General features: G+C 41.6%; 16 protein-coding genes, 3 tRNA genes and 1 pseudogene. 10 read left to right on the top strand and 10 right to left on the bottom strand.

Features of this window, described 5'->3' with window-relative positions:
• Positions 1-34 precede the first annotated feature (34 nt).
• Positions 35-948, top strand: a pseudogene (locus ACYU0V_RS16740) (DMT family transporter).
• Here the strand turns inward: ACYU0V_RS16740 and coaE are convergent.
• Genes coaE through pilB form a run of 4 tightly spaced genes read right to left on the bottom strand, consistent with a single transcriptional unit; the run spans position 945 to position 5,368 of the window.
• Positions 945-1,541 (bottom strand): dephospho-CoA kinase, encoded by a 597-nt coding sequence (gene coaE, locus ACYU0V_RS16735; RefSeq protein WP_461848321.1) that lies wholly within the window; start codon positions 1,539-1,541, stop codon positions 945-947. The pseudogene ACYU0V_RS16740 and the gene coaE overlap by 4 nt on opposite strands.
• A 1-nt stretch (position 1,542) precedes the next feature.
• Positions 1,543-2,403 carry a prepilin peptidase gene (locus ACYU0V_RS16730; protein ID WP_410563478.1) on the bottom strand — a complete coding sequence of 287 codons (861 nt, stop codon included), beginning with the start codon at positions 2,401-2,403 and terminating at the stop codon, positions 1,543-1,545.
• A complete protein-coding gene (locus ACYU0V_RS16725) occupies positions 2,403-3,629 on the bottom strand; it encodes a type II secretion system F family protein (RefSeq protein ID WP_005065874.1) in 1,227 nt (408 codons plus the stop codon). Before ACYU0V_RS16725 ends, ACYU0V_RS16730 begins: the two co-directional genes overlap by 1 nt.
• Before the next feature lie 26 nt (positions 3,630-3,655).
• Positions 3,656-5,368, bottom strand: a complete 1,713-nt coding sequence (pilB, locus tag ACYU0V_RS16720; RefSeq protein WP_086264341.1) for a type IV-A pilus assembly ATPase PilB — start codon at positions 5,366-5,368, stop codon at positions 3,656-3,658.
• 291 nt (positions 5,369-5,659) lie between these two features.
• Here pilB and tpiA point away from each other — a divergent pair, with 291 nt between their 5' ends.
• The 9 genes from tpiA to ACYU0V_RS16675 all read left to right on the top strand — a co-directional run bounded on the left by tpiA (position 5,660) and on the right by ACYU0V_RS16675 (position 12,591).
• Entirely contained in the window at positions 5,660-6,454 is a 795-nt protein-coding gene (gene tpiA, locus ACYU0V_RS16715) for a triose-phosphate isomerase (RefSeq protein ID WP_017481951.1), read from the top strand.
• A 12-nt stretch (positions 6,455-6,466) separates the two neighbouring features.
• Complete coding sequence (gene secG, locus ACYU0V_RS16710) at positions 6,467-6,796, top strand: preprotein translocase subunit SecG (protein WP_032005670.1); 330 nt, start codon at positions 6,467-6,469, stop codon at positions 6,794-6,796.
• 56 nt (positions 6,797-6,852) lie between these two features.
• Positions 6,853-6,937 (top strand) — tRNA-Leu (locus ACYU0V_RS16705).
• 38 nt (positions 6,938-6,975) lie between these two features.
• A tRNA-Met gene (locus tag ACYU0V_RS16700) sits at positions 6,976-7,052 on the top strand.
• 89 nt (positions 7,053-7,141) lie between these two features.
• Positions 7,142-7,218 (top strand) — tRNA-Met (locus ACYU0V_RS16695).
• 215 nt (positions 7,219-7,433) lie between these two features.
• Complete coding sequence (gene rimP / locus ACYU0V_RS16690; RefSeq protein ID WP_002114922.1) at positions 7,434-7,958, top strand: ribosome maturation factor RimP; 525 nt, start codon at positions 7,434-7,436, stop codon at positions 7,956-7,958.
• 37 nt (positions 7,959-7,995) lie between these two features.
• Positions 7,996-9,480: a transcription termination factor NusA gene (nusA, locus tag ACYU0V_RS16685; RefSeq protein WP_002115134.1), complete on the top strand. Its 1,485-nt coding sequence runs from the start codon at positions 7,996-7,998 to the stop codon at positions 9,478-9,480.
• Positions 9,481-9,490: 10 nt separating this feature from the next.
• Positions 9,491-12,190, top strand: a complete 2,700-nt coding sequence (gene infB, locus ACYU0V_RS16680; RefSeq protein ID WP_002114697.1) for a translation initiation factor IF-2 — start codon at positions 9,491-9,493, stop codon at positions 12,188-12,190.
• Positions 12,190-12,591 carry a ribosome-binding factor A gene (locus ACYU0V_RS16675; protein ID WP_349913662.1) on the top strand — a complete coding sequence of 134 codons (402 nt, stop codon included), beginning with the start codon at positions 12,190-12,192 and terminating at the stop codon, positions 12,589-12,591. Before infB ends, ACYU0V_RS16675 begins: the two co-directional genes overlap by 1 nt.
• A gap of 58 nt (positions 12,592-12,649) precedes the next feature.
• Here the strand turns inward: ACYU0V_RS16675 and ACYU0V_RS16670 are convergent, their stop codons facing one another.
• The 6 genes from ACYU0V_RS16670 to ACYU0V_RS16645 are packed head-to-tail and all read right to left on the bottom strand — an operon-like array spanning position 12,650 to position 18,893.
• Positions 12,650-13,054 (bottom strand): Na+/H+ antiporter subunit G, encoded by a 405-nt coding sequence (locus tag ACYU0V_RS16670; protein ID WP_005065884.1) that lies wholly within the window; start codon positions 13,052-13,054, stop codon positions 12,650-12,652.
• Positions 13,055-13,065: 11 nt separating this feature from the next.
• Positions 13,066-13,341, bottom strand: coding sequence for a monovalent cation/H+ antiporter subunit F (locus tag ACYU0V_RS16665; RefSeq protein ID WP_461848317.1), 276 nt, complete (start codon positions 13,339-13,341; stop codon positions 13,066-13,068).
• Positions 13,338-13,865: a Na+/H+ antiporter subunit E gene (locus ACYU0V_RS16660; RefSeq protein WP_005079335.1), complete on the bottom strand. Its 528-nt coding sequence runs from the start codon at positions 13,863-13,865 to the stop codon at positions 13,338-13,340. The genes ACYU0V_RS16665 and ACYU0V_RS16660 overlap by 4 nt, the downstream gene beginning before the upstream one ends.
• A 2-nt stretch (positions 13,866-13,867) precedes the next feature.
• A complete protein-coding gene (locus ACYU0V_RS16655; protein ID WP_057085056.1) occupies positions 13,868-15,679 on the bottom strand; it encodes a monovalent cation/H+ antiporter subunit D in 1,812 nt (603 codons plus the stop codon).
• Positions 15,679-16,047, bottom strand: coding sequence for a Na+/H+ antiporter subunit C (locus ACYU0V_RS16650; RefSeq protein WP_461848315.1), 369 nt, complete (start codon positions 16,045-16,047; stop codon positions 15,679-15,681). The genes ACYU0V_RS16655 and ACYU0V_RS16650 overlap by 1 nt, the downstream gene beginning before the upstream one ends.
• Positions 16,044-18,893 carry a monovalent cation/H+ antiporter subunit A gene (locus ACYU0V_RS16645; RefSeq protein ID WP_461848313.1) on the bottom strand — a complete coding sequence of 950 codons (2,850 nt, stop codon included), beginning with the start codon at positions 18,891-18,893 and terminating at the stop codon, positions 16,044-16,046. Before ACYU0V_RS16645 ends, ACYU0V_RS16650 begins: the two co-directional genes overlap by 4 nt.
• Positions 18,894-19,015 lie beyond the last annotated feature (122 nt).

Below are 19,015 nucleotides of genomic sequence, written 5' to 3'. Positions count from 1 at the left end.
CTAGCTGCCTTTCTAGTTTGTAAGCAGTCTTGATATGTCTCCCCGTAAGCAAGGTTATTTTTTGTATTGGTGACCATGTGCATTTGGGGCGGGTTTACACTTTTTGCCCGTTTAAATGCACAATGGCACATCAGTGCTTGGGACATTGCTGCACTACGCTTTGCTATCGCCTTCCTGATTTTGATGCCGATTCTGATCTATAAGAAAGATCTCGCTTTTTTATGGAGTAAGCACGCTGTTATTTTGGCGCTCATTGGCGGAGTCATTTATTGTCTTACCGTCTACACCGCATTTCTCTATGCTCCCGCTGCGCATGCTGCCATTTTTTTAAATGGTTGTATCCCAATTTGTACTGCAATTGCAGCATACATTTTATTTAGACAACCATTTGATAAGCATACATGGGTGAGTCTGGCAATTATGATCACTGCCTTGGCTCTCATGAGTGTGTTGATGTTGCGAGGTAATGCTTCTGCTTTTGGCATGGGGGATTTACTTCTTTTTATTAGTGCGATTTGGTGGGGCATTTTTACTGTATTACTTAAACAGTGGAAACTTTCCGCATGGCACTCTATGGCGAGTGTTGCGATTTGGTCTGCAATTATTTACTTACCCATCTATGCTTTATTTTTGCCTAAACACTTCATGGAAGTGAGTCCTGTTCATCTAGCGATACAGGGCATTTTCCACGGTGTGTTTGTCGTGATTATTGCGACATTAACCTATGTTGCTGCTATTCAGCGTCTTGGCGCTTTTAAAACGGGAAGTATTGTAACTTTGGCACCGTTTATTGCTGCTATTTTAGCTGTACCCTTACTTGGTGAGTCATTAAGCCCATCAATTGTAGTGGGCTTAGTAGGTATGGGAATAGGCGCTTTACAGCCTTGGCGCTGGTTTCGACAAGATAGCTTGGCACAAAAGATTCAGCAGCAAAATAAGCAAGATTAGTTGGTGCGCTTCAAATAGCTTTGATGTAAAGGCTCTAATTGCTGATATAAATGTTCGAGTAATCCGTCATTAAACACAATGTCATTGGCAAGTTCACGTTTACGCTCGCGTGGCATTTGTGCTGCAATAATTTTCTGGATTTGTTCTTGGTTTTGCCCATCTCGCTGGCTTGCACGCTGAATTTGAGTTTGTTCACTCGCATCAACTAATAGAGTGTGATTAACCAATTCATGCTGGTTGGTTTCAAAAAGTAGGGGTGAAACTAAAATCACATAAGGACTTTTTGGGTTTTGTAGCTGTTGAATAATAGATTGGCGAATGGCTGGATGCGTGATTTTCTCAAGTGTTTGTCTTGCTTCAGGGTTTTGAAAAATATATTCACGTAGGGCACGACGATCTAGATTGCCATCGGGTTGAAGAACCCAATCTCCAAAAGTTTGTTGGATTTTTTGGAGGGTGGGTTGGCCTTTTTCAACCACTTCGCGAGCAACGATGTCGGCATCGACGACTTGGATTCCTTGGGATTCAAACCATTGTGTTGCAGCAGATTTTCCACTGCCAATACCACCTGTGACTCCCAGAATAAAAGCCATCTTAACCTCCCAAATAAATTTTCATAATTTGGTCACCCCATAAAAAGGCAACCCAACCCGCAATGGCAATATATGGCCCAAACGCAAAGGGCTGATTATCATTACGTAATTTTAGTAAAATGATGCCAATAATTGCACCGAGTAAAGATGACAATAGCACAATTAATGGCAGCATCAATGGTCCCATCCACGCGCCTAATGCGGCAAGCAATTTAAAGTCGCCGTAGCCCATACCTTCTTTGCCTGTAATCACTTTAAATAAGTAATACACAATCCAAAGACATAAAAAGCCGATTAAATATCCCCAAATGGCTGAGTTAGGCGAGGTGTAAATATTAAAGGTATTAATACCTAAGCCGAGTGCAGCCAAAGGTAGGGTGAAACGGTCAGGTAGTAGCTGAGTATCAAAGTCTATAAATGTTAAAGCAATCAAAACCCAAGTGAGCACTAGCCCCCAAAGCATTTGTAGGGTTGGACCAAAAACCATGACGACTACTAATGAACATAGCATCGTGAGTAATTCAATCGCTGGATAACGAATGCTAATAGGATGTTGGCAATGGCCACATTTTCCTCTTAACATTAACCAGCTTATAACTGGAATATTTTGATACCAACGGATCGGTTGCTGACATGCAGGACATGATGAAGCAGGTTTACTTAATGTTAGCTTTTCATGCTCAATGATGGGTAGTTCGGGATTAAGCAACATTTGACATTCCTGCTGCCAATCTTGTTCCATCATTTTGGGGGTGCGATAAATTACCACATTCAAAAAGCTACCAATACATAGGCTCAATAGTGCGACTGCAATATAAAGTGCAGTTAAGTTTTGAATAAAATAAGCAATAATTTCTTGCATTATATGACTGAGCCCATTTGGAAAATTGGAAGATACATCGCAATCACTAGACCGCCTACGAGCACCCCTAAAATTGCCATGATTAAAGGTTCCATCATTGAAGTTAAACCATCAACGGCATTATCAACTTCATTTTCATAATAAGTGGCAACTTTATCGAGCATGCTGTCTAGTGCACCAGATTCTTCACCAATTGCGACCATTTGTATAGCCATAGATGGAAAACGATTTGAAACACGCATTGCAAATTGGAGTTGTTGGCCTGTAGCAACATCTTCACGAATTTTCATAACGGCTTCTTCATAAATGACATTGTTGGTTGCACCAGCCGTTGACTCAAGCGCATCAATGAGCGGAACGCCGGCGGCAAATGTGGTGGCTAAAGTACGGCTATAACGAGCAATAATCGCCTTATAAACCAGATCACCAAAGATAGGGAGTTTCAGTGTGAGTTTATCTAAACCATCACGGAATTTTTTACTACGCTTCTTGGCTTCCAGAAATGCGGCAATAATTGCCCCAATCACAATAATCATAATGAACCAGTATTCCTGCATCCATTTCGACATATTCACGACCATTTGGGTGAATGCCGGTAAATCTGCACCAAAAGAAGAAAACAGGTCTTGGAAAACAGGAACTACTTTAACCATCAAAATAATGGTAACAACCACAGCAACCACGATAACCGTTGCTGGATATTTCATAGCCTTCTTAATTTTCTGCTTAAGTAATTCACTTTTTTCTTTGTAAATTGCTACACGGTCCAACATGGTTTCAAGCGCACCAGATTGTTCGCCAGACTCTACGAGAGAACAAAACAAGTTATCGAAGTGTTGAGGATACTTTCTTAAAGCTGAAGCAAAGGTACTACCACCTTCAACTTCACCTTTAATCCCGAGTACCACCTCGCGCATGGCTGGGTTTTCTAGACCCTCCGCTACAATTTCAAAGCCTTGTACCAGTGGCACACCTGCTTTCATCATCGTTGCAAGTTGTCGGGTAAAAATTGTGATATCGAGTGTTGATACTTTCTTCTTAAATAAACCCTCAAGAATATTTTTACGCTTTTCCCGAATGTTACGGACAGTTACACCTTGTTTGCGTAGGGTGACTTTGGCTAAGGCCATATTCTTAGCTGGAAGTTCGCCCTTAATTTTTACGCCCTTACGGTCAACCCCTTCATAAGCAAAAGTCGGCATCATTTGTGCCTTTTTGATAGTCATGAATTATCCTTATTTTAAATTGTCTTTTATTCACTAGTCACGCGGTTGACTTCTTGTAAGGAAGTGACGCCTTGCATGACTTTCTTTAACCCTGAACGACGCAGATTATTAAACCCCAGTTTTTCAGAAGCAGCAGCGATTTCTAAAGCATTGCCATCTTCCATAATAATCTTGGAAATTTCAGGTGTAACTTTCATCACCTCGTAAATACCTACTCGACCTTTGTAGCCTTCACGACACTCAGTACAACCGACTGGTTGAAAAACTTGAAAATCGGGGTGGGTTAAATCCTGTTCGGTAAACCCCATTTCTATTAGGCTCTGTTTAGGGATGTCGGCAGGAATTTTACACTGCGGGCATAACCGACGCGCCAAACGTTGCGCAATCACCAGATTGACAGACGTCGCGATATTAAAGGATGGAACACCCATATTACGTAGGCGAGTAAGTGTTTCTGGAGCACTATTGGTATGCAGTGTGGACATTACCATGTGACCGGTTTGTGCAGCCTTAATCGCAATCTCAGCCGTTTCTAAGTCACGAATCTCACCGACCATAATAATGTCAGGGTCCTGACGTAAAAAAGATTTCAGTGCGGCCGAAAAAGTAAGACCTACTTTCGGGTTAACGTTAACCTGATTAATACCTTCAAGGTTGATTTCGACTGGATCTTCGGCAGTGGAAATATTAGAGCTTTCAGTATTTAAAATATTTAAGCCTGTATATAAAGATACCGTTTTACCAGAACCTGTAGGGCCTGTAATGAGAAGCATACCTTGTGGTTTATCGAGTGCTTCTAAAAAAAGAGCTTTCTGATCTTCTTCATATCCTAGAGCATCAATGCCGAGCATTGCGCTAGATGGATCTAGAATACGCAGAACCAATTTTTCACCAAACAAAGTTGGAAGTGAGTTCACACGAAAATCGATGGCTTTAGTTTTTGATAACTTAAGCTTGATACGACCATCTTGAGGCACTCGTTTTTCGGAAATATCCATTTGAGACATGACTTTTAAACGAGAAGCTAAACGGTTAGCCAATTGCAAAGGCGGATTTGCAATCTGACGCAACACGCCGTCGACTCGGTAACGGACCCGATATGATTTCTCATAGGGTTCAAAATGTAAGTCTGAAGCCCCCATACGAATTGCATCGATGAGTAATTTATTAATATATTTAACAATAGGTGCTTCATCGCCTTGAGGCGTTTCTTCCTCATCCTCTTGTGAGGGTGGAGCTTCAAGATCTACATCAAGATCAAACTCTTCATCACTAAATTCGAAGCTACTTTCTTCGGTAAATTGCTGTGCCAGAATTTTCTCAAGCTTATGGTGCTCGACAATAACTGGCTCAACCATGAGCTTGCTATTGAAGCGAATGGCATCAATCGCTTCAATATTACTTGGATTGCTGGTCGCGACATATAAAATCTGTCCTCTTTGTATAAGAGGTAAGACCCGATGTTTTAAAACAAGTTTCTGATCAACCAAATCTTTGGGAATTTGGTTTGTGTCGTAAACATCCAGATCAAAATATGGTTCAGCAAATTCAATAGAAATTGTTTCTGCTAATAAAGAAGGGGAGAGATGAACCTCTTCAATCAGGTACGCCACCGTATCCCGTTTAGCTCTTTTTGCTGCATCTAATGCTGTTTGCATGGTCGCTGCCGACACATGTTTTTCTTCGACTAATCGCCGAAAAAACCCCGAAAATTTTGGAGATGTATTTAAGACTGACATCTGCCTACCTGTGCTCATATGTTTATAATTGGTATATAAAAAATTATACTTTTGTTATCTAAAATTACTACCTGAGAAAATGATGCTCTGGTCTTGATCCACTCGCCAAAGCTTGAACTAGTCGAAGTTTTTATTCATTAATTTTTGAAAGACGATTCTTTAGATTCAATAAAGTTTTATAACTGTTTTCAATTAGTAGAAAAGATATGGGCAAAGCCGTTAAAGAAAAGTATCTGAAATTTGTATAAATGCGTGTAGAATGTGCTGCATTTTTGATGAAAGGTGAGCCGTATGTCGGGTTCGACGATTACGCCTTGGGTAGTTGGCAACTGGAAAATGAACCCAATGCGTGCCAATGCCAAACAACTTATAGAAGAATTTAAACAACTATTGCAACAAAACCAAATTGCAGATGAAAGCTGTCATGTAGGGGTTGCTCCGGTTTCTATTGCACTTGCAATGGTACAAACACAATTGCAAGATGCTGCAAGAACAGTATATACAGTTGCACAAGATGTATCGCGTGTAGCGGGTACTGGCGCGTATACTGGCGAAGTCAGCGCAGAACTATTAAAAGATAGCCAAATTAATTTTGTACTTGTTGGACATTCTGAGCGCCGTGATATTTTTGGCGATAACGTTGAAATTTTGAAAGCTAAACTCCAAAATGCATTAAATGCGGGCTTGACTGTCATTTATTGTGTTGGTGAAAGCCTCGAACAACGTGAACAAGGTTTGGCAGAGCAAGTTGTATTGCAACAAATTTGTGATATTGCTCCTGTAGTGACTGTTGAGCAGTGGCAAAAGCAAATTGTAATTGCCTATGAGCCAATCTGGGCAATTGGGACAGGTAAAACTGCTTCTCCACAAGATGCACAGGCAATGCATGCTAAGATTCGTGAAGGTTTAAGTCAGATTACCTCAGCGGGTTCAGACATTGCGATTTTATATGGCGGTAGTGTAAAAGCTGAAAATGCGGTCGAATTGGCGGCATGTCCAGATATTAATGGTGCGTTGGTAGGCGGTGCTTCATTAAATGCAGCATCTTTTTATCAAATTGTACAAGCCTTTGCACAAAGTAAATAACGAGGATAGGGTATGCACTCTTTTGTACTGATCGTACATATTATTTTAGCGGTACTGATGATTGCCTTGATTCTAGTGCAACATGGTAAAGGTGCTGATGCTGGTGCTTCTTTCGGCGGTGGTGGAGCAGCAACTGTATTTGGTGCTTCAGGTTCAGGTAACTTCCTTACTCGACTTACTGCTATCTTAACAGCGTTGTTTTTTGTGACGAGTTTAACTCTCGCTGTTTTCGCAAAAAAACAGACGACTGAGGCATATAGTTTGAAAACTGTACAAACTACGGCACCAGTTCAAACGACATCGCCTGAAACTTCACCAAATGCACCGAAATCGAGTCAATAATTCGAAATAGGGCTTTCCTTTTGCAGTGGGAAGGACTAGAATGCGTCCCACAAGCTGCGGTGGTGGTGGAATTGGTAGACACGCTACCTTGAGGTGGTAGTGCCTTCGGGCGTGGGGGTTCAAGTCCCCCCTTCCGCACCAACTTTGAACCAGAAAGTTGAGTGCAAGCAGTTTTTTGATGCGGGATGGAGCAGTCTGGTAGCTCGTCGGGCTCATAACCCGAAGGTCGTTGGTTCAAATCCAGCTCCCGCTACCAATTTGATTAAGGTGCAACTTAATCAAGCGAATATTGGAGAAGTTTACATTGACTTTTTTCGATATTTGTATATAATTTTTGCACGTTGATGCGGGATGGAGCAGTCTGGTAGCTCGTCGGGCTCATAACCCGAAGGTCGTTGGTTCAAATCCAGCTCCCGCTACCAAGTTTCTTAAAAGAGGCTCACAGACAGGTGGGCCTTTTTGCACAGTGGACTATTGTTTTCTGTGCTAAATAGGGGCGATTAACGCCCTTTTTTATTGGTTATCGTATCGCTATCGTGTAGTGTCGACATCAATTGGTCAAATAGTCATGCTTCACTATAGTAGGTCTGTGTCGGTTAAAACAACCGATTGAATCGCACGAGAATGACGAGAGTAAATGAAATTATCAAACAAATCCCAAGCATTGCATGACTTAATTGTTCCTGCAGTGGAAGCATGTGGTGTCGACCTTTGGGGAATCGAGTTTCTCCCACAAGGTAAACGTTCATTATTGCGTATTTATATCGATAAAGCGGTAAGTGAAGATGCTGAGCCTGTAATTAATGAAGATGGCGAAGTAGAACTAGGCCGTGGTATTGGTGTACAAGATTGTGTGCGTGTAACACAACAAGTTGGCGCAATGTTGGATGTTCATGATCCAATTTCAGGTGAGTATTCATTAGAAGTTTCTTCACCGGGTTGGGACCGTCCATTTTTTCAGCTAGAACAGTTACAAGGCTACATCGGACAACAAATTGCTTTGCGTTTAATTGCAGCAGTAGAAAACCGTCGTAAATTTCAAGCAAAACTTATCGCAGTAGACCTTGAAAATGAAGAAATTCAGGTTGAAGTTGATGGGAAGCATGTGCTTGTGATCGACAGCAACAATATCGATAAAGCAAACTTGATCTATCAAGATTAAATTTATTTAAATTTTATAAGAAATCGGTAGGTGACTTATGGGCCGCGAAATTCTTACCGTTGTTGAAACGGTTAGTAATGAAAAAGGTGTTAGTCGTGAAGCGATCTTCGAAGCTTTAGAGCAAGCTCTAGTTGCTGCAACGAAGAAAAGATTTTACGAAGGTACGCATGCTGAAGAAGCTCAACTTCGTGTAGAAATTGATCGTAAAACTGGTGATTACCGTACGTTCCGTCAATGGACTGTTGTGGCGGATGAAGATCATGAAATGCCAGCTTGCCAAGATGCAATTTCTGACGTTGATCCAGCTAAATGGTCAATTGGTGATGTGCGTGAACTCGAAGTAGAATCTATTGAGTTTGGTCGTATTGCTGCACAAATTGCAAAACAAGTTATCGTACAAAAAATTCGTGAAGCTGAGCGTGCTTTAGTTGCTGATGCATACGAGTCTAAAGTTGGTGAGTTAATTTACGGTGAAGTGAAAAAACAAACCAAAGATGGTTTCATTATCGACTTAGGCGACAACGCAGAAGCTTATCTTGCACGCGAAGAGATGATTCCAAAAGAAATTCTTCGTCCAAAACAACGTGTAAACGCTATTTTATATAATGTTAACCGTGAAGGTCGTGGCGCTCAGTTGTTGTTATCACGCGCTAAGCCTGAAATGTTAATTGCTTTAATGAAAAAAGAAATTCCAGAAATTTCTGAAGAAATCATTGAAATTAAAGCAGCGGCACGTCAACCGGGCGTTCGTGCTAAAATTGCAGTGAAAACAAATGATCACCGTATTGACCCTGTAGGTGCATGTATTGGTATGCGTGGTACGCGTATTCAAGCTGTACAACAAGAGTTAAATGGTGAACGTATTGATGTAGTGGTCTGGTCTGATGATCCAGCTCAATACATTGCTAGCGCATTAGAACCAGCTGATGTTTCAGGCATCGTGCTTGATGAAGATGCAAGAAGTGCCGACATTATTTTTGCAACCAGCGATCAATTAGCTCGTGCGATTGGCTCTCAAGGTCAAAACGTTCGTTTAGCTTCTGATTTAACTGGCTACAAACTCGACATGATGCTTGAAGAAGAGTATCGTGCTCGTCAGCAAAATGAAGCTCAGCAATATCTTGATATGTTTGTATCACGTCTCGATATTGAAGAAGATTTAGCAATGGCATTGGTGGAAATGGGCTTCACTTCTTTAGAAGAGATTGCTTATGTTCCTGCTGAAACTTTTGACGAAATTGAGCTTGATGCTGAGTTGGTTGAGTTATTGCAAAGTCGTGCAAAAGAAGCAGCCCTTACTGATGCTTTGAAACAGCAAGAAAATATTCAAGAACCGAGCGCAGACCTTCTTACTATGGAAGGCATGACTTCTGAGATCGCTTACTCGCTTGCCGCTCGCGGTATTATTACTGTCGACGATTTGGCAGATCAGGCTACTGACGATATCTCTGATATTGAAGGACTTGGTCATGAAAAAGCAGGTCAATTGATCATGAAAGCTCGCGAATCATGGTTTAACTAGGAGATGAAATATGACGGACAAGTCGATTAAAGAGTTAGCTCTCAGTGTAGGACGTCCTGTTGAGAAGCTCCTAGAACAGGCTCGTGAAGCAGGTTTGCCTCAACGTACAGCAGACGACATTATTACCACTGAACAACAGGATACTTTGGTCAATCACTTGAAAAAAGTTCATGGTCAAGAAAGTGGTAACACAGGAAAAATTGCGTTGAAACGTAAAACAACCAGTACCGCTAAAGTTGCAAGTACTTCAGGTAAAGCAAAAACGATTAACGTAGAAGTACGTAAAAAACAGGTTTTTGCTAAACCAAACCCTGAACAAATTGCAGCTGAAGCAAAAGCACGTGCAGAAGCTGAAGCAAAAGCACGTGTAGAACAGCAAACGCGTGAAACTGCCGAGCAAAAAGCGCGTCTTCAAACAGAGCAAAAAGCTAAAGCAACTTTAGATGCGATGCGTGCTGCTCATCAACAAGATAGTGCTGCACAGACAGCTCCAAAAGCTGCTGTTGTAGTGAAAAAGCGTGGTGGTGGCACAGTAAAACCTGCACCAAAACCAGCTGAAACTCCAGAACAGAAAAGAGCTCGTGAAGAGCAGTCAGCTCAGTTAAAAGCAACTGAAGAAGCTGCACGTCGTAAAGCTGCTGAAGAAGCTCAGCAACGTACACTTGAACAAATGCGCAAAATGGCATCTAAGTATTCAAATGACGATGCTACTACGACAATTCGTGTGATTGATGATTCTCCACTTGCTTCTGGTCTAGTTGGCCAAGCTTATGAAGATTCATTTAAGCAAGAAGACCGTGAAATTAAACGCGGTGGCGCAACCACTAACCCACGTGCTGGGAAGAAAGGTGGCCGTCGTGGTCAAGAAGAGCAAAGCTTTGTTAACCATAACAAACGTGGTTTAAAATCAAGCCAAGCGAATAAGCATGGATTTGAAAAGCCAGTTAAAAAGCAAGTTTATGATGTAGAAATCGGTTCAAGCATTGTTGTTGCCGATCTTGCTCAAAAAATGGCGATTAAAGTACGTGAAGTTATCAAGACACTTATGAAAATGGGTGAATTGGTTAATCAAGATCAAGCTATTGATCAAGACACAGCGGCACTTGTTGTAGAAGAAATGGGCCACAACCCTGTTTTAGTTTCTGATACACAAGCGGAAGATAACTTGCTTGAAGCAGCTGAAGAAGCTCGTGGTGAGCAAACAACTCGTCCGCCAGTTGTTACCATTATGGGTCACGTTGACCATGGTAAAACATCATTGCTTGACCGTATCCGTCGTTCGAAAGTAGCGGCTGGAGAAGCAGGTGGTATTACCCAGCATATTGGTGCATATCACGTTGAAACAGACAAAGGAATTATTACATTCCTTGATACACCGGGACATGCGGCATTTACTTCAATGCGTGCACGTGGCGCTAAAGCAACAGATATCGTTGTATTAGTTGTTGCTGCAGATGACGGTGTAATGCCACAAACTGCAGAAGCAATTGACCATGCTCGTGCAGCAGGTACTCCAATTATTGTTGCAATCAACAAAATGGATAAAGAATCTGCTGATCCAGACCGTGTGTTAAATGAATTAACAACGAAACAAATCGTTCCAGAAGAATGGGGTGGTGATGTTCCGATTGCTAAAGTTTCTGCACACAGCGGACAAGGTATTGATGAACTCCTTGATTTAATTCTTATCCAATCAGAATTGATGGAATTAAAAGCATCTGCTGAAGGTGCTGCGCAAGGTGTTGTTATTGAAGCGCGTGTAGATAAAGGCCGTGGTGCAGTAACTTCGATTCTTGTTCAAAACGGTACATTAAACATTGGTGACCTTGTTCTTGCAGGTTCATCTTATGGTCGTGTCCGTGCAATGTCTGATGAAAACGGTAAGCCGATTAAATCAGCAGGACCATCTATTCCAGTAGAAATTCTGGGTCTTCCAGATGCTCCAATGGCGGGTGATGAAGTTCTTGTTGTAAATGACGAGAAGAAAGCACGTGAAGTTGCCGATGCTCGTGCTGACCGTGAGCGTCAAAAACGTATTGATCGTCAAAGTGCTATGCGCCTTGAAAATATCATGTCGTCAATGGGCAAAAAAGATGTTCCTACAGTGAACGTTGTTTTGAAAACAGACGTACGTGGTACTTTAGAAGCATTGAATGCTGCTCTACATGAATTATCTACTGACGAAGTAAAAGTTCGTGTAATTAGCTCAGGTGTTGGTGCGATTACCGAGTCTGATGTGATTCTTGCTGAATCTTCAGAAGCTGTATTATTAGGCTTTAACGTTCGTGCAGATACTACTGCTCGTCAGAGAAGTGACCAAGATGGTATCGATATTCGTTACTACAGCATCATCTATGAATTGATTGATGATGTGAAAGATGCCATGAGCGGTAAGCTTGCTCCTGAACATCGTGAAACAATCTTGGGTGTTGCGGAAGTACGTGAAGTATTCCACTCAAGTAAGTTTGGTGCAGCAGCAGGCTGTATGGTACTTGAAGGCACATTACATCGTAATAAACCGATTCGCGTATTACGTGATGATGTTGTAATTTTCCAAGGTGAGCTTGAATCTCTTCGTCGTTATAAAGACGTTGTTGATGAAGTTCGTGCTGGTATGGAATGTGGCCTTGCAGTGAAAGGTTATAAAGACATCAAACCACAAGATAAGATCGAAGTGTATGATGTTCAATTGATTAAACGGAGTCTTTAATGGCGGGTAGCCAACGCTTAAAGCGCATGGCGGATTCAGTACAACGTGAGTTGTCTGATCTAATCCGTCAAGAGCTTAAAGATCCTCGCTTAGGTGGTCTAGTGACCATCTCTGCGGTGAAAGTCAGTGCGGATATGGGTTATGCTGAAGTTTATGTCACTGTTATGGGACGTGAACTAGGTGATGAGCAAAGTGAAGCAGCAAATAAAGAAACTTTAGATGTATTAAATAAAGCTTCTGGTTTCTTGCGTCATGAATTGAGCCGTCGCATTAAGACTCGTATTACGCCTCGCTTACGTTTCCATTACGATAAGACGAATGCATATGGTAACTATATGTTTGGTCTAATCGAAAAAGCGGTACAAGATTTACCAGAACGTAAGTCAGATGACCAAGAGTAATTAAAACTCAAAATAAAAAAAGCCACCTTCGGGTGGCTTTTTTTATTGATTCAATTTTTTATTCTTTAGGAGGTTCCATTGGCGGTTTGTTTTGTGAAAAGCGCTGGCCAATTTTATAACGATCCCAAGGTAGAGGACGTTCAATAGCTTCAGGTACTTCACCACTCAGTGAGCGTAAACGTAAATGTAGCGCAGCTTGAGCAATTAAATTAGCTGAAACCGGCGCGGTAATGAAAGCTAAAAGGGTAATGAGTAGCTCAGCAAAACCGAACCGCCCTTGGAAAGCAAAAAAGATCATTGAAGCGATCAGAAAGCTTCCTAAGCCAAGCGTACTCGATTTAGTTGGTGCGTGTAAGCGCATGAATAAGTCGGGTAAACGGACCATACCGATTGAGCCAACTAACATGAAGAAGGCACCAAAAACCAGAAAGACCGAAACAATAATTTCCATTGTAAATTGCATTTGACCTCTCCTTAATCGATAACATGACCAGTTGTGAAGTAACGTGCTAAGGCGGCTGTAGATACGAAACCTAACATCGCAACCAATAGTGCTCCTTCGAATAGAGAAGTCGTTATCCAATAAATGCCTAACACAACAATGAGGCAAGTTGCATTTAAGAAAAGCGTATCGAGCGCTAAAAGGCGGTCTACAATTGATGGGCCCATAACCAGTCTAAAAAGGCAAAGTAGCATCGAGATTGTAACGGCAATCAAGCTAATACCTAGAGCATAGGGTAGGATTGTCATGCACTTGCCTCCGTTTTACTTTTCACATCAAAAATTTCCATAAGAGGAATTTCATAACGTTCTTTGATGTCTTGAATATCAGATTCGGTATTATCTGTGCTCAAAGCATGAACCAGAATATCCCCACGTTCCTGATCGATACCCGCAGAAACCGTACCTGGTGTTGTGGTAATGATCATTGCCAGTAAGGTATTGACCTGCTCATGTTCTGTCTCTAAAGGTACGCGATACCATTTAGGATGTAATTTTTTAGTAGGTCCCAAAACAAGTTTTGCGACCTTAAAGTTAGAAATAATAATATCCCAAAGAACTACAAAACATAGCTTAACCGCAGGTTTCCAGTGAATATGCGGTGTGCGGGTAATAAACGGTTTGACTAAACGAGGGATGATTAAGCCCAAAAGCATCGCAGTCAAAAGATCACTCGCATCAAGACTATGCGCCAGCATCAACCAAAATAAAACGATGAGAACCGAAACAAATGGATGTGGAAACCAGCGTTCAAGCAAATGAGTTAACTGCATTGTTATGGCTCCATAGGTTTCAATTGACTTTCATCAACAATGGTAGGCGTTTGGAGTTTGTCCTGTTGCTGAATTTGTCGTTGTTTATATTCAGAAATATGTTCGCCATTGAGCGTATCTTTCGAAATAATATCTGGAACAAGATAAGCATTATGATCTTCAACTTCACCGCCGTACTTGGTTTCTGGTAAGTAAGCTGGGTCATATGGTTGCACACTGATGACTTCACCGTTTTGATCTACTTTAAGAATAGAGTGTTGGTAAAGTGCATGGTCCTGAATCTGTTGTGCGGTGCTTAATGTGTAATGCTGAATTGGTGCAGCAAAGACAACATAAGCGATTAAACCAGCCAGTAATAGATAAATGACTTGATCGTTACGTGGTGGTGCGCGTTCCGGCAAAGCACGATAAAGAATATAAGCTGGATGGATTGGATCTTCTTCTGGAGGGGATGCGCGCCAGAATAAGATAAAACCAACACGTGTGAGTGCAATAATACTTAATAGGCTCACAACAAGCACAACACCAATAATCCAGCCTTGATAGCTAGCTTCAACTGTCGCTTGTAAAATGAATACTTTTCCAAGAAAACCACTAAAAGGTGGTAATCCAGCCATCATCATCGCAATCAAGAAATAAGTCAGCATCGCCGCTTTTTCTTGTTTGATTCTTGGGGCAACTTTCAAATGATCTTTAAAATCTCCACGTTGTGAAGTGATCCATCCACAAAATAGATAAAAAGCTGCACCAATCAATGTACTGTGCACTAAGTAATATAAAGCGCCAGACCATGCCTGCGTATTAGACATGGCAATTGCTGTAAGTAAGGTGCCAATTGAAGAAAGGACCATAAAGCCGACAAAGCGACGTAAACGATCTGCCCCAATTGCGGCAATCACACCATAGAGTGAAGTAATTAAGCCAATAGGGAGTAACCAGCTTTTTAAGATTTCTTGACTAAGTGCATCGTCAAATACTGTTCCATTTACACGTAAAATAGAATAGATCCCGACTTTAGTCATGATGGTGAAAATTGCAGCTACAGGCGTACTTGCAACAGCATAGGTTTTTGGTAGCCAAAAACCGACAGGAAGCATTGCTGCTTTAATACCGAAAACAACAAAGAGAAGTAGCGAACCAGCGACTGCTAATTTGTGTTGATCTGCTTCGAGTGTCGGTATAAGGCGTGAGACATCCGCCATGTTGAGGCTACCCACGCTGCCATAAATCATACCAAGCCCAATTAAGAAGAGGGCAGAGGCTAAAAGATTGATAATGACATAGTGAACACCAAGCTGAAAACGAGGTTTGCCTTGTCCATGTAAGAGCAACACATACGAAGCCATCAACAGGATTTCAAAAAAGACGAAAAGGTTAAATAAGTCGCCTGTTAGAAATGCGCCACAGATTCCCATTAATAAGAAATGCACCATGGCATGAAAATAGCGACCACGGGTGTCCCAATTGTCGCTTGCATACCATAGAACTGGTACTGCTAATGCATAGGTCAGTGCCAGCATAAAGGCTGAAAGACGATCAAGTACAAGCACAATACCAAATGGTGCTGACCATTCACTTAGTTGGTAAACAGTAATTTGACCCGTGCTGGCGTAACTAAGATAAACAATAGCTGTAATTAATCCGGCAATTGCTGAGACAAGACTAATGCCACGACGCCAAGGCTGGCGCCAGTCATCTTTTAAAGCACCTGCCCCAGGGTTACCTAACAGTAATAAGATAAAAGCAGTAAATGCTGGGATGAGAATGCTAAAAATAGGCGTGTGTTGTTGCCAAAAAGATAAAAAATCAAACATCACGGCTCATCCTCACGTGGGTCGTATGTTGGGGATATATCTTCTTTAGCATCAACATGATCACTACCTGACTCATAACGGCTACGTAGCGCTAGTTGCACAATAAACGCTGTAGTTGCAAAACCGATCACGATAGCAGTTAACACCAGCGCTTGAGGAAGTGGATCGGTTATTTTTGTTGTTTCAGTTAAAATTGCTGGTGAGCTGATTTGTAATCGACCCATAGCAAATAAAAATAGGTTTACTGCATAGCCGAGTACAGCCAATCCAAGCACAACAGGGAAAGTACGAGCACGTAAAATCAGATAAATACCTGTGGCAACAAGTAAACCAATAGCAGAAGCCAGTAAGAATTCTAAACTGATCATGATGATTCCTCCCGATGTGGTACAGGACCAGACATACTCGAATGACGAGAGTCGCCTAATACAGAGATGAGCAACATTGTCGCGCCTACAACGGTGATATAAACACCCAAGTCAAAACTTGCAGCTGAAGCTAGATGTAGTTTTCCTAGAATTGGTAATTCAACATAGACATGAGCACTGGTGAGGAACGGACGTAACCAGAACCATGCTGCTATACCAGTCAGACCTGCAATCGTTAATCCTATGCCAATCCATACTTCGTAAAGGCGGCCAGACTTCGCTTTTAACAGCTGTTCTGCTTGATCTTGACCTAGTGCAATATATTGAATGATTAGCGCCATTGAGGTGATTAGACCTGCAATAAAGCCACCGCCTGGATAGTTGTGTCCTCGCAAAAAGATATAAACACTGACCACAAGCGCTAGTGGTAATACCCAAGAGGCTGTAATACGGAACATAAGCGGTGATGGATTAAAACGGTAGGTAAGACCTTGCGTCATTGTTGTGCCATGTACACGCATACCATCCATAAGACATAGAGCACCAATCGCAGCGATGCCTAATACTGTAATTTCACCGAAGGTATCGAAGCCACGGAAGTCAACTAAAATGACATTTACAATATTTGAGCCACCACCAAGTGGTAGAGACTGTTGGGCAAAGAACCAAGAAATCGAATTGTGATCACGGGTTAAAATGAGCCACGTAATCCAACCAATTCCTAAACCTCCAATAATTGCTAAAGCTGCATCTCTTAAACGTCTAGAACGAAGAGACTCATACGGTGTTAGCTGTGGAAGTAACGATAAGCTCATTAATAAGAGAACAGTGGTTACTACATCTACTGTAATTTGAGTCAGTGCTAAGTCTGGTGCTGACATAGTAACGAATACCATCGTTACAACTAGACCAATTGCACCACTAATAAGTACCGCCTTAATACGTTCATGATGGAACCAGAGCATCATCCAACAGCCTGAGAACAACGTCAGCCAAAGAACTACAGCAATCCATGGAGCATGGGTGAGTTCACGTGTACCTGTGCTCAGGCCTTGATTGAGTAAAGGCATTGTCACTATGATGATGCTAAAAGCGATGATCCAGAACAAATAACTTTGCAATGAGCCATTTTCAGTTTTTTGTTTGATTTTTCGGCTTGTCAGCAACAGATGTTTTAAAAATAAATCAAATAAGATGCGGCCTTGTAATCTACCTAGGCGCGGATCAAGGTCAATTTTACGAATCATGCCGTCTTTTGCTAAAGCAAAGTAGAACAGCGTACCGCCCACTAAAGCAATAATACTCATCACAAGAGGAGCGTTGAATCCATGCCAAATTGCAAGGTGTGTACCTGCAAATTCTGGTTGCATTAAGCTTGCTCTAGTTACGCTATTCACCAGTGGTTCTACCAATAACGAAGGCAGAATGCCGACCAAGATACAGAGTACAGCAAGAAGAATGGCTGGAGCACGCATCCCGATTGGTGGTTCATGTGCGTCTTTATTTGGCACTTGTTTACCGATTGGACCGTCAAAGAACACACCATGCACTAAGCGAATTGAATAACTTACTGCAAAGATACCAGCCAGAGTTGCAATGATGCTGGCAAAGATAACCGTTGAGCCTGAAAGATTTGCCAATAGCTCGGTAAAGAACATTTCTTTTGAAATAAAGCCATTGGTAAGTGGTACACCTGCCATAGAGGCAGCGGTGATCATGGTGAGTGTGGCGGTGAAAGGAAGTAATTGCCAAATACCACTGAGTTTTCGAAGATCACGTGTGCCAGTTTCATGATCAATAATGCCTGCAAGCATAAACAGCGCTGCTTTAAATGTTGCATGGTTAATAATATGGAAAATAGCAGCGGCAACCGCTAAAGGAGAACCGATCCCGAGTAAACAAACAATAAGCCCTAAATGACTAATGGTTGAATAGGCTAACAGTCCTTTTAAATCTTCTTTGAAAATGGCAAAACACGCTGCCATAGAGAGCGTAAATAGGCCGACAAACGTAACGATATTATGATAAATCGCAGCGCCTATAAAAATTGGAAGTAAGCGGGCAAGTAGAAAAATCCCGGCTTTTACCATGGTCGCAGAGTGTAGGTAAGCAGACACTGGTGTGGGTGCCGCCATTGCGTTAGGTAACCAAAAATGAAATGGGAACTGAGCACTCTTTGTAAATGCGCCAAGCAAAATAAGCAATAACATTGGAATAAAAAGAGCGTGGGCTTGGATCGCATCTTTCATGCCCATGATTTCGCTAATTTCATAGGTTCCAGTGATTTGCCCCAATAGAACAAATCCACCTAGCATTGCTAAACCGCCCATTCCTGTAATGGTGAGTGCCATCCGAGAGCCACGTTGAGCAGCTTCATAGTGACTCCAATAACCCACTAACAAGAAAGATGAAATACTGGTGAGCTCCCAAAAGACTAATAAAATAATAAGATTATTAGAGAGCGAAATACCCAGCATTGCTGCCATAAACAGCATGAGTAACGTATAGAGTTTACTTAATGAATTTTTAGGGCCTAAATAATAATAGGCGTATATATAAATGAGTGTACCGATACCGGTAATAAGAAGAGAAAATAATAAACCAAGAGCATCAAGTCTAAAGCTTAGATTAATCCCTAATTGAGGTAACCAATCCCAACTTTGTTGAATGCTTGCACCACCAAGCACAGTTTTAGCTTGAGTCAGTAATAAACCAAAACTGGTTAAACTGACTCCAATTGCCCCTAAAGCCGTTACTCCACGCGAGAACCGTTGAAGCAATGAAACAAGGGTGGTGCCTAATATTAACGGTAATAAGATAATTATCGGTAGCACACTCGTATCCATATATGATTTAGGCCGAAACCTAAAGGTGAAATTTTAATTTCAGAATAGATAGGAATTCAAAGAGAGTTCCAAAGCTTATTATTCCGAAAACCCAACCAAATTAGAAAATAAAGCGAGAAACA

The organism is Acinetobacter sp. X9 (assembly GCF_054889255.1).
This window is presented reverse-complemented; position numbering and strand designations above follow the sequence as displayed.

What these genes read in the sequence shown, in the direction of transcription:
- tpiA (WP_017481951.1), top strand. Translation starts at nt 5,660, where the DNA reads ATGTCGGGTTCGACGATTACGCCTTGGGTAGTTGGCAACTGGAAAATG.
- ACYU0V_RS16665 (WP_461848317.1), bottom strand. Translation starts at nt 13,341, where the DNA reads ATGACAATCCTACCCTATGCTCTAGGTATTAGCTTGATTGCCGTTACA.
- secG (WP_032005670.1), top strand. Translation starts at nt 6,467, where the DNA reads ATGCACTCTTTTGTACTGATCGTACATATTATTTTAGCGGTACTGATG.
- ACYU0V_RS16670 (WP_005065884.1), bottom strand. Translation starts at nt 13,054, where the DNA reads ATGCAATTTACAATGGAAATTATTGTTTCGGTCTTTCTGGTTTTTGGT.
- ACYU0V_RS16655 (WP_057085056.1), bottom strand. Translation starts at nt 15,679, where the DNA reads ATGTTTGATTTTTTATCTTTTTGGCAACAACACACGCCTATTTTTAGC.
- ACYU0V_RS16675 (WP_349913662.1), top strand. Translation starts at nt 12,190, where the DNA reads ATGGCGGGTAGCCAACGCTTAAAGCGCATGGCGGATTCAGTACAACGT.
- infB (WP_002114697.1), top strand. Translation starts at nt 9,491, where the DNA reads ATGACGGACAAGTCGATTAAAGAGTTAGCTCTCAGTGTAGGACGTCCT.
- ACYU0V_RS16660 (WP_005079335.1), bottom strand. Translation starts at nt 13,865, where the DNA reads ATGCAGTTAACTCATTTGCTTGAACGCTGGTTTCCACATCCATTTGTT.
- ACYU0V_RS16725 (WP_005065874.1), bottom strand. Translation starts at nt 3,629, where the DNA reads ATGACTATCAAAAAGGCACAAATGATGCCGACTTTTGCTTATGAAGGG.
- nusA (WP_002115134.1), top strand. Translation starts at nt 7,996, where the DNA reads ATGGGCCGCGAAATTCTTACCGTTGTTGAAACGGTTAGTAATGAAAAA.
- coaE (WP_461848321.1), bottom strand. Translation starts at nt 1,541, where the DNA reads ATGGCTTTTATTCTGGGAGTCACAGGTGGTATTGGCAGTGGAAAATCT.
- ACYU0V_RS16645 (WP_461848313.1), bottom strand. Translation starts at nt 18,893, where the DNA reads ATGGATACGAGTGTGCTACCGATAATTATCTTATTACCGTTAATATTA.
- pilB (WP_086264341.1), bottom strand. Translation starts at nt 5,368, where the DNA reads ATGTCAGTCTTAAATACATCTCCAAAATTTTCGGGGTTTTTTCGGCGA.
- ACYU0V_RS16730 (WP_410563478.1), bottom strand. Translation starts at nt 2,403, where the DNA reads ATGCAAGAAATTATTGCTTATTTTATTCAAAACTTAACTGCACTTTAT.
- rimP (WP_002114922.1), top strand. Translation starts at nt 7,434, where the DNA reads ATGAAATTATCAAACAAATCCCAAGCATTGCATGACTTAATTGTTCCT.
- ACYU0V_RS16650 (WP_461848315.1), bottom strand. Translation starts at nt 16,047, where the DNA reads ATGATCAGTTTAGAATTCTTACTGGCTTCTGCTATTGGTTTACTTGTT.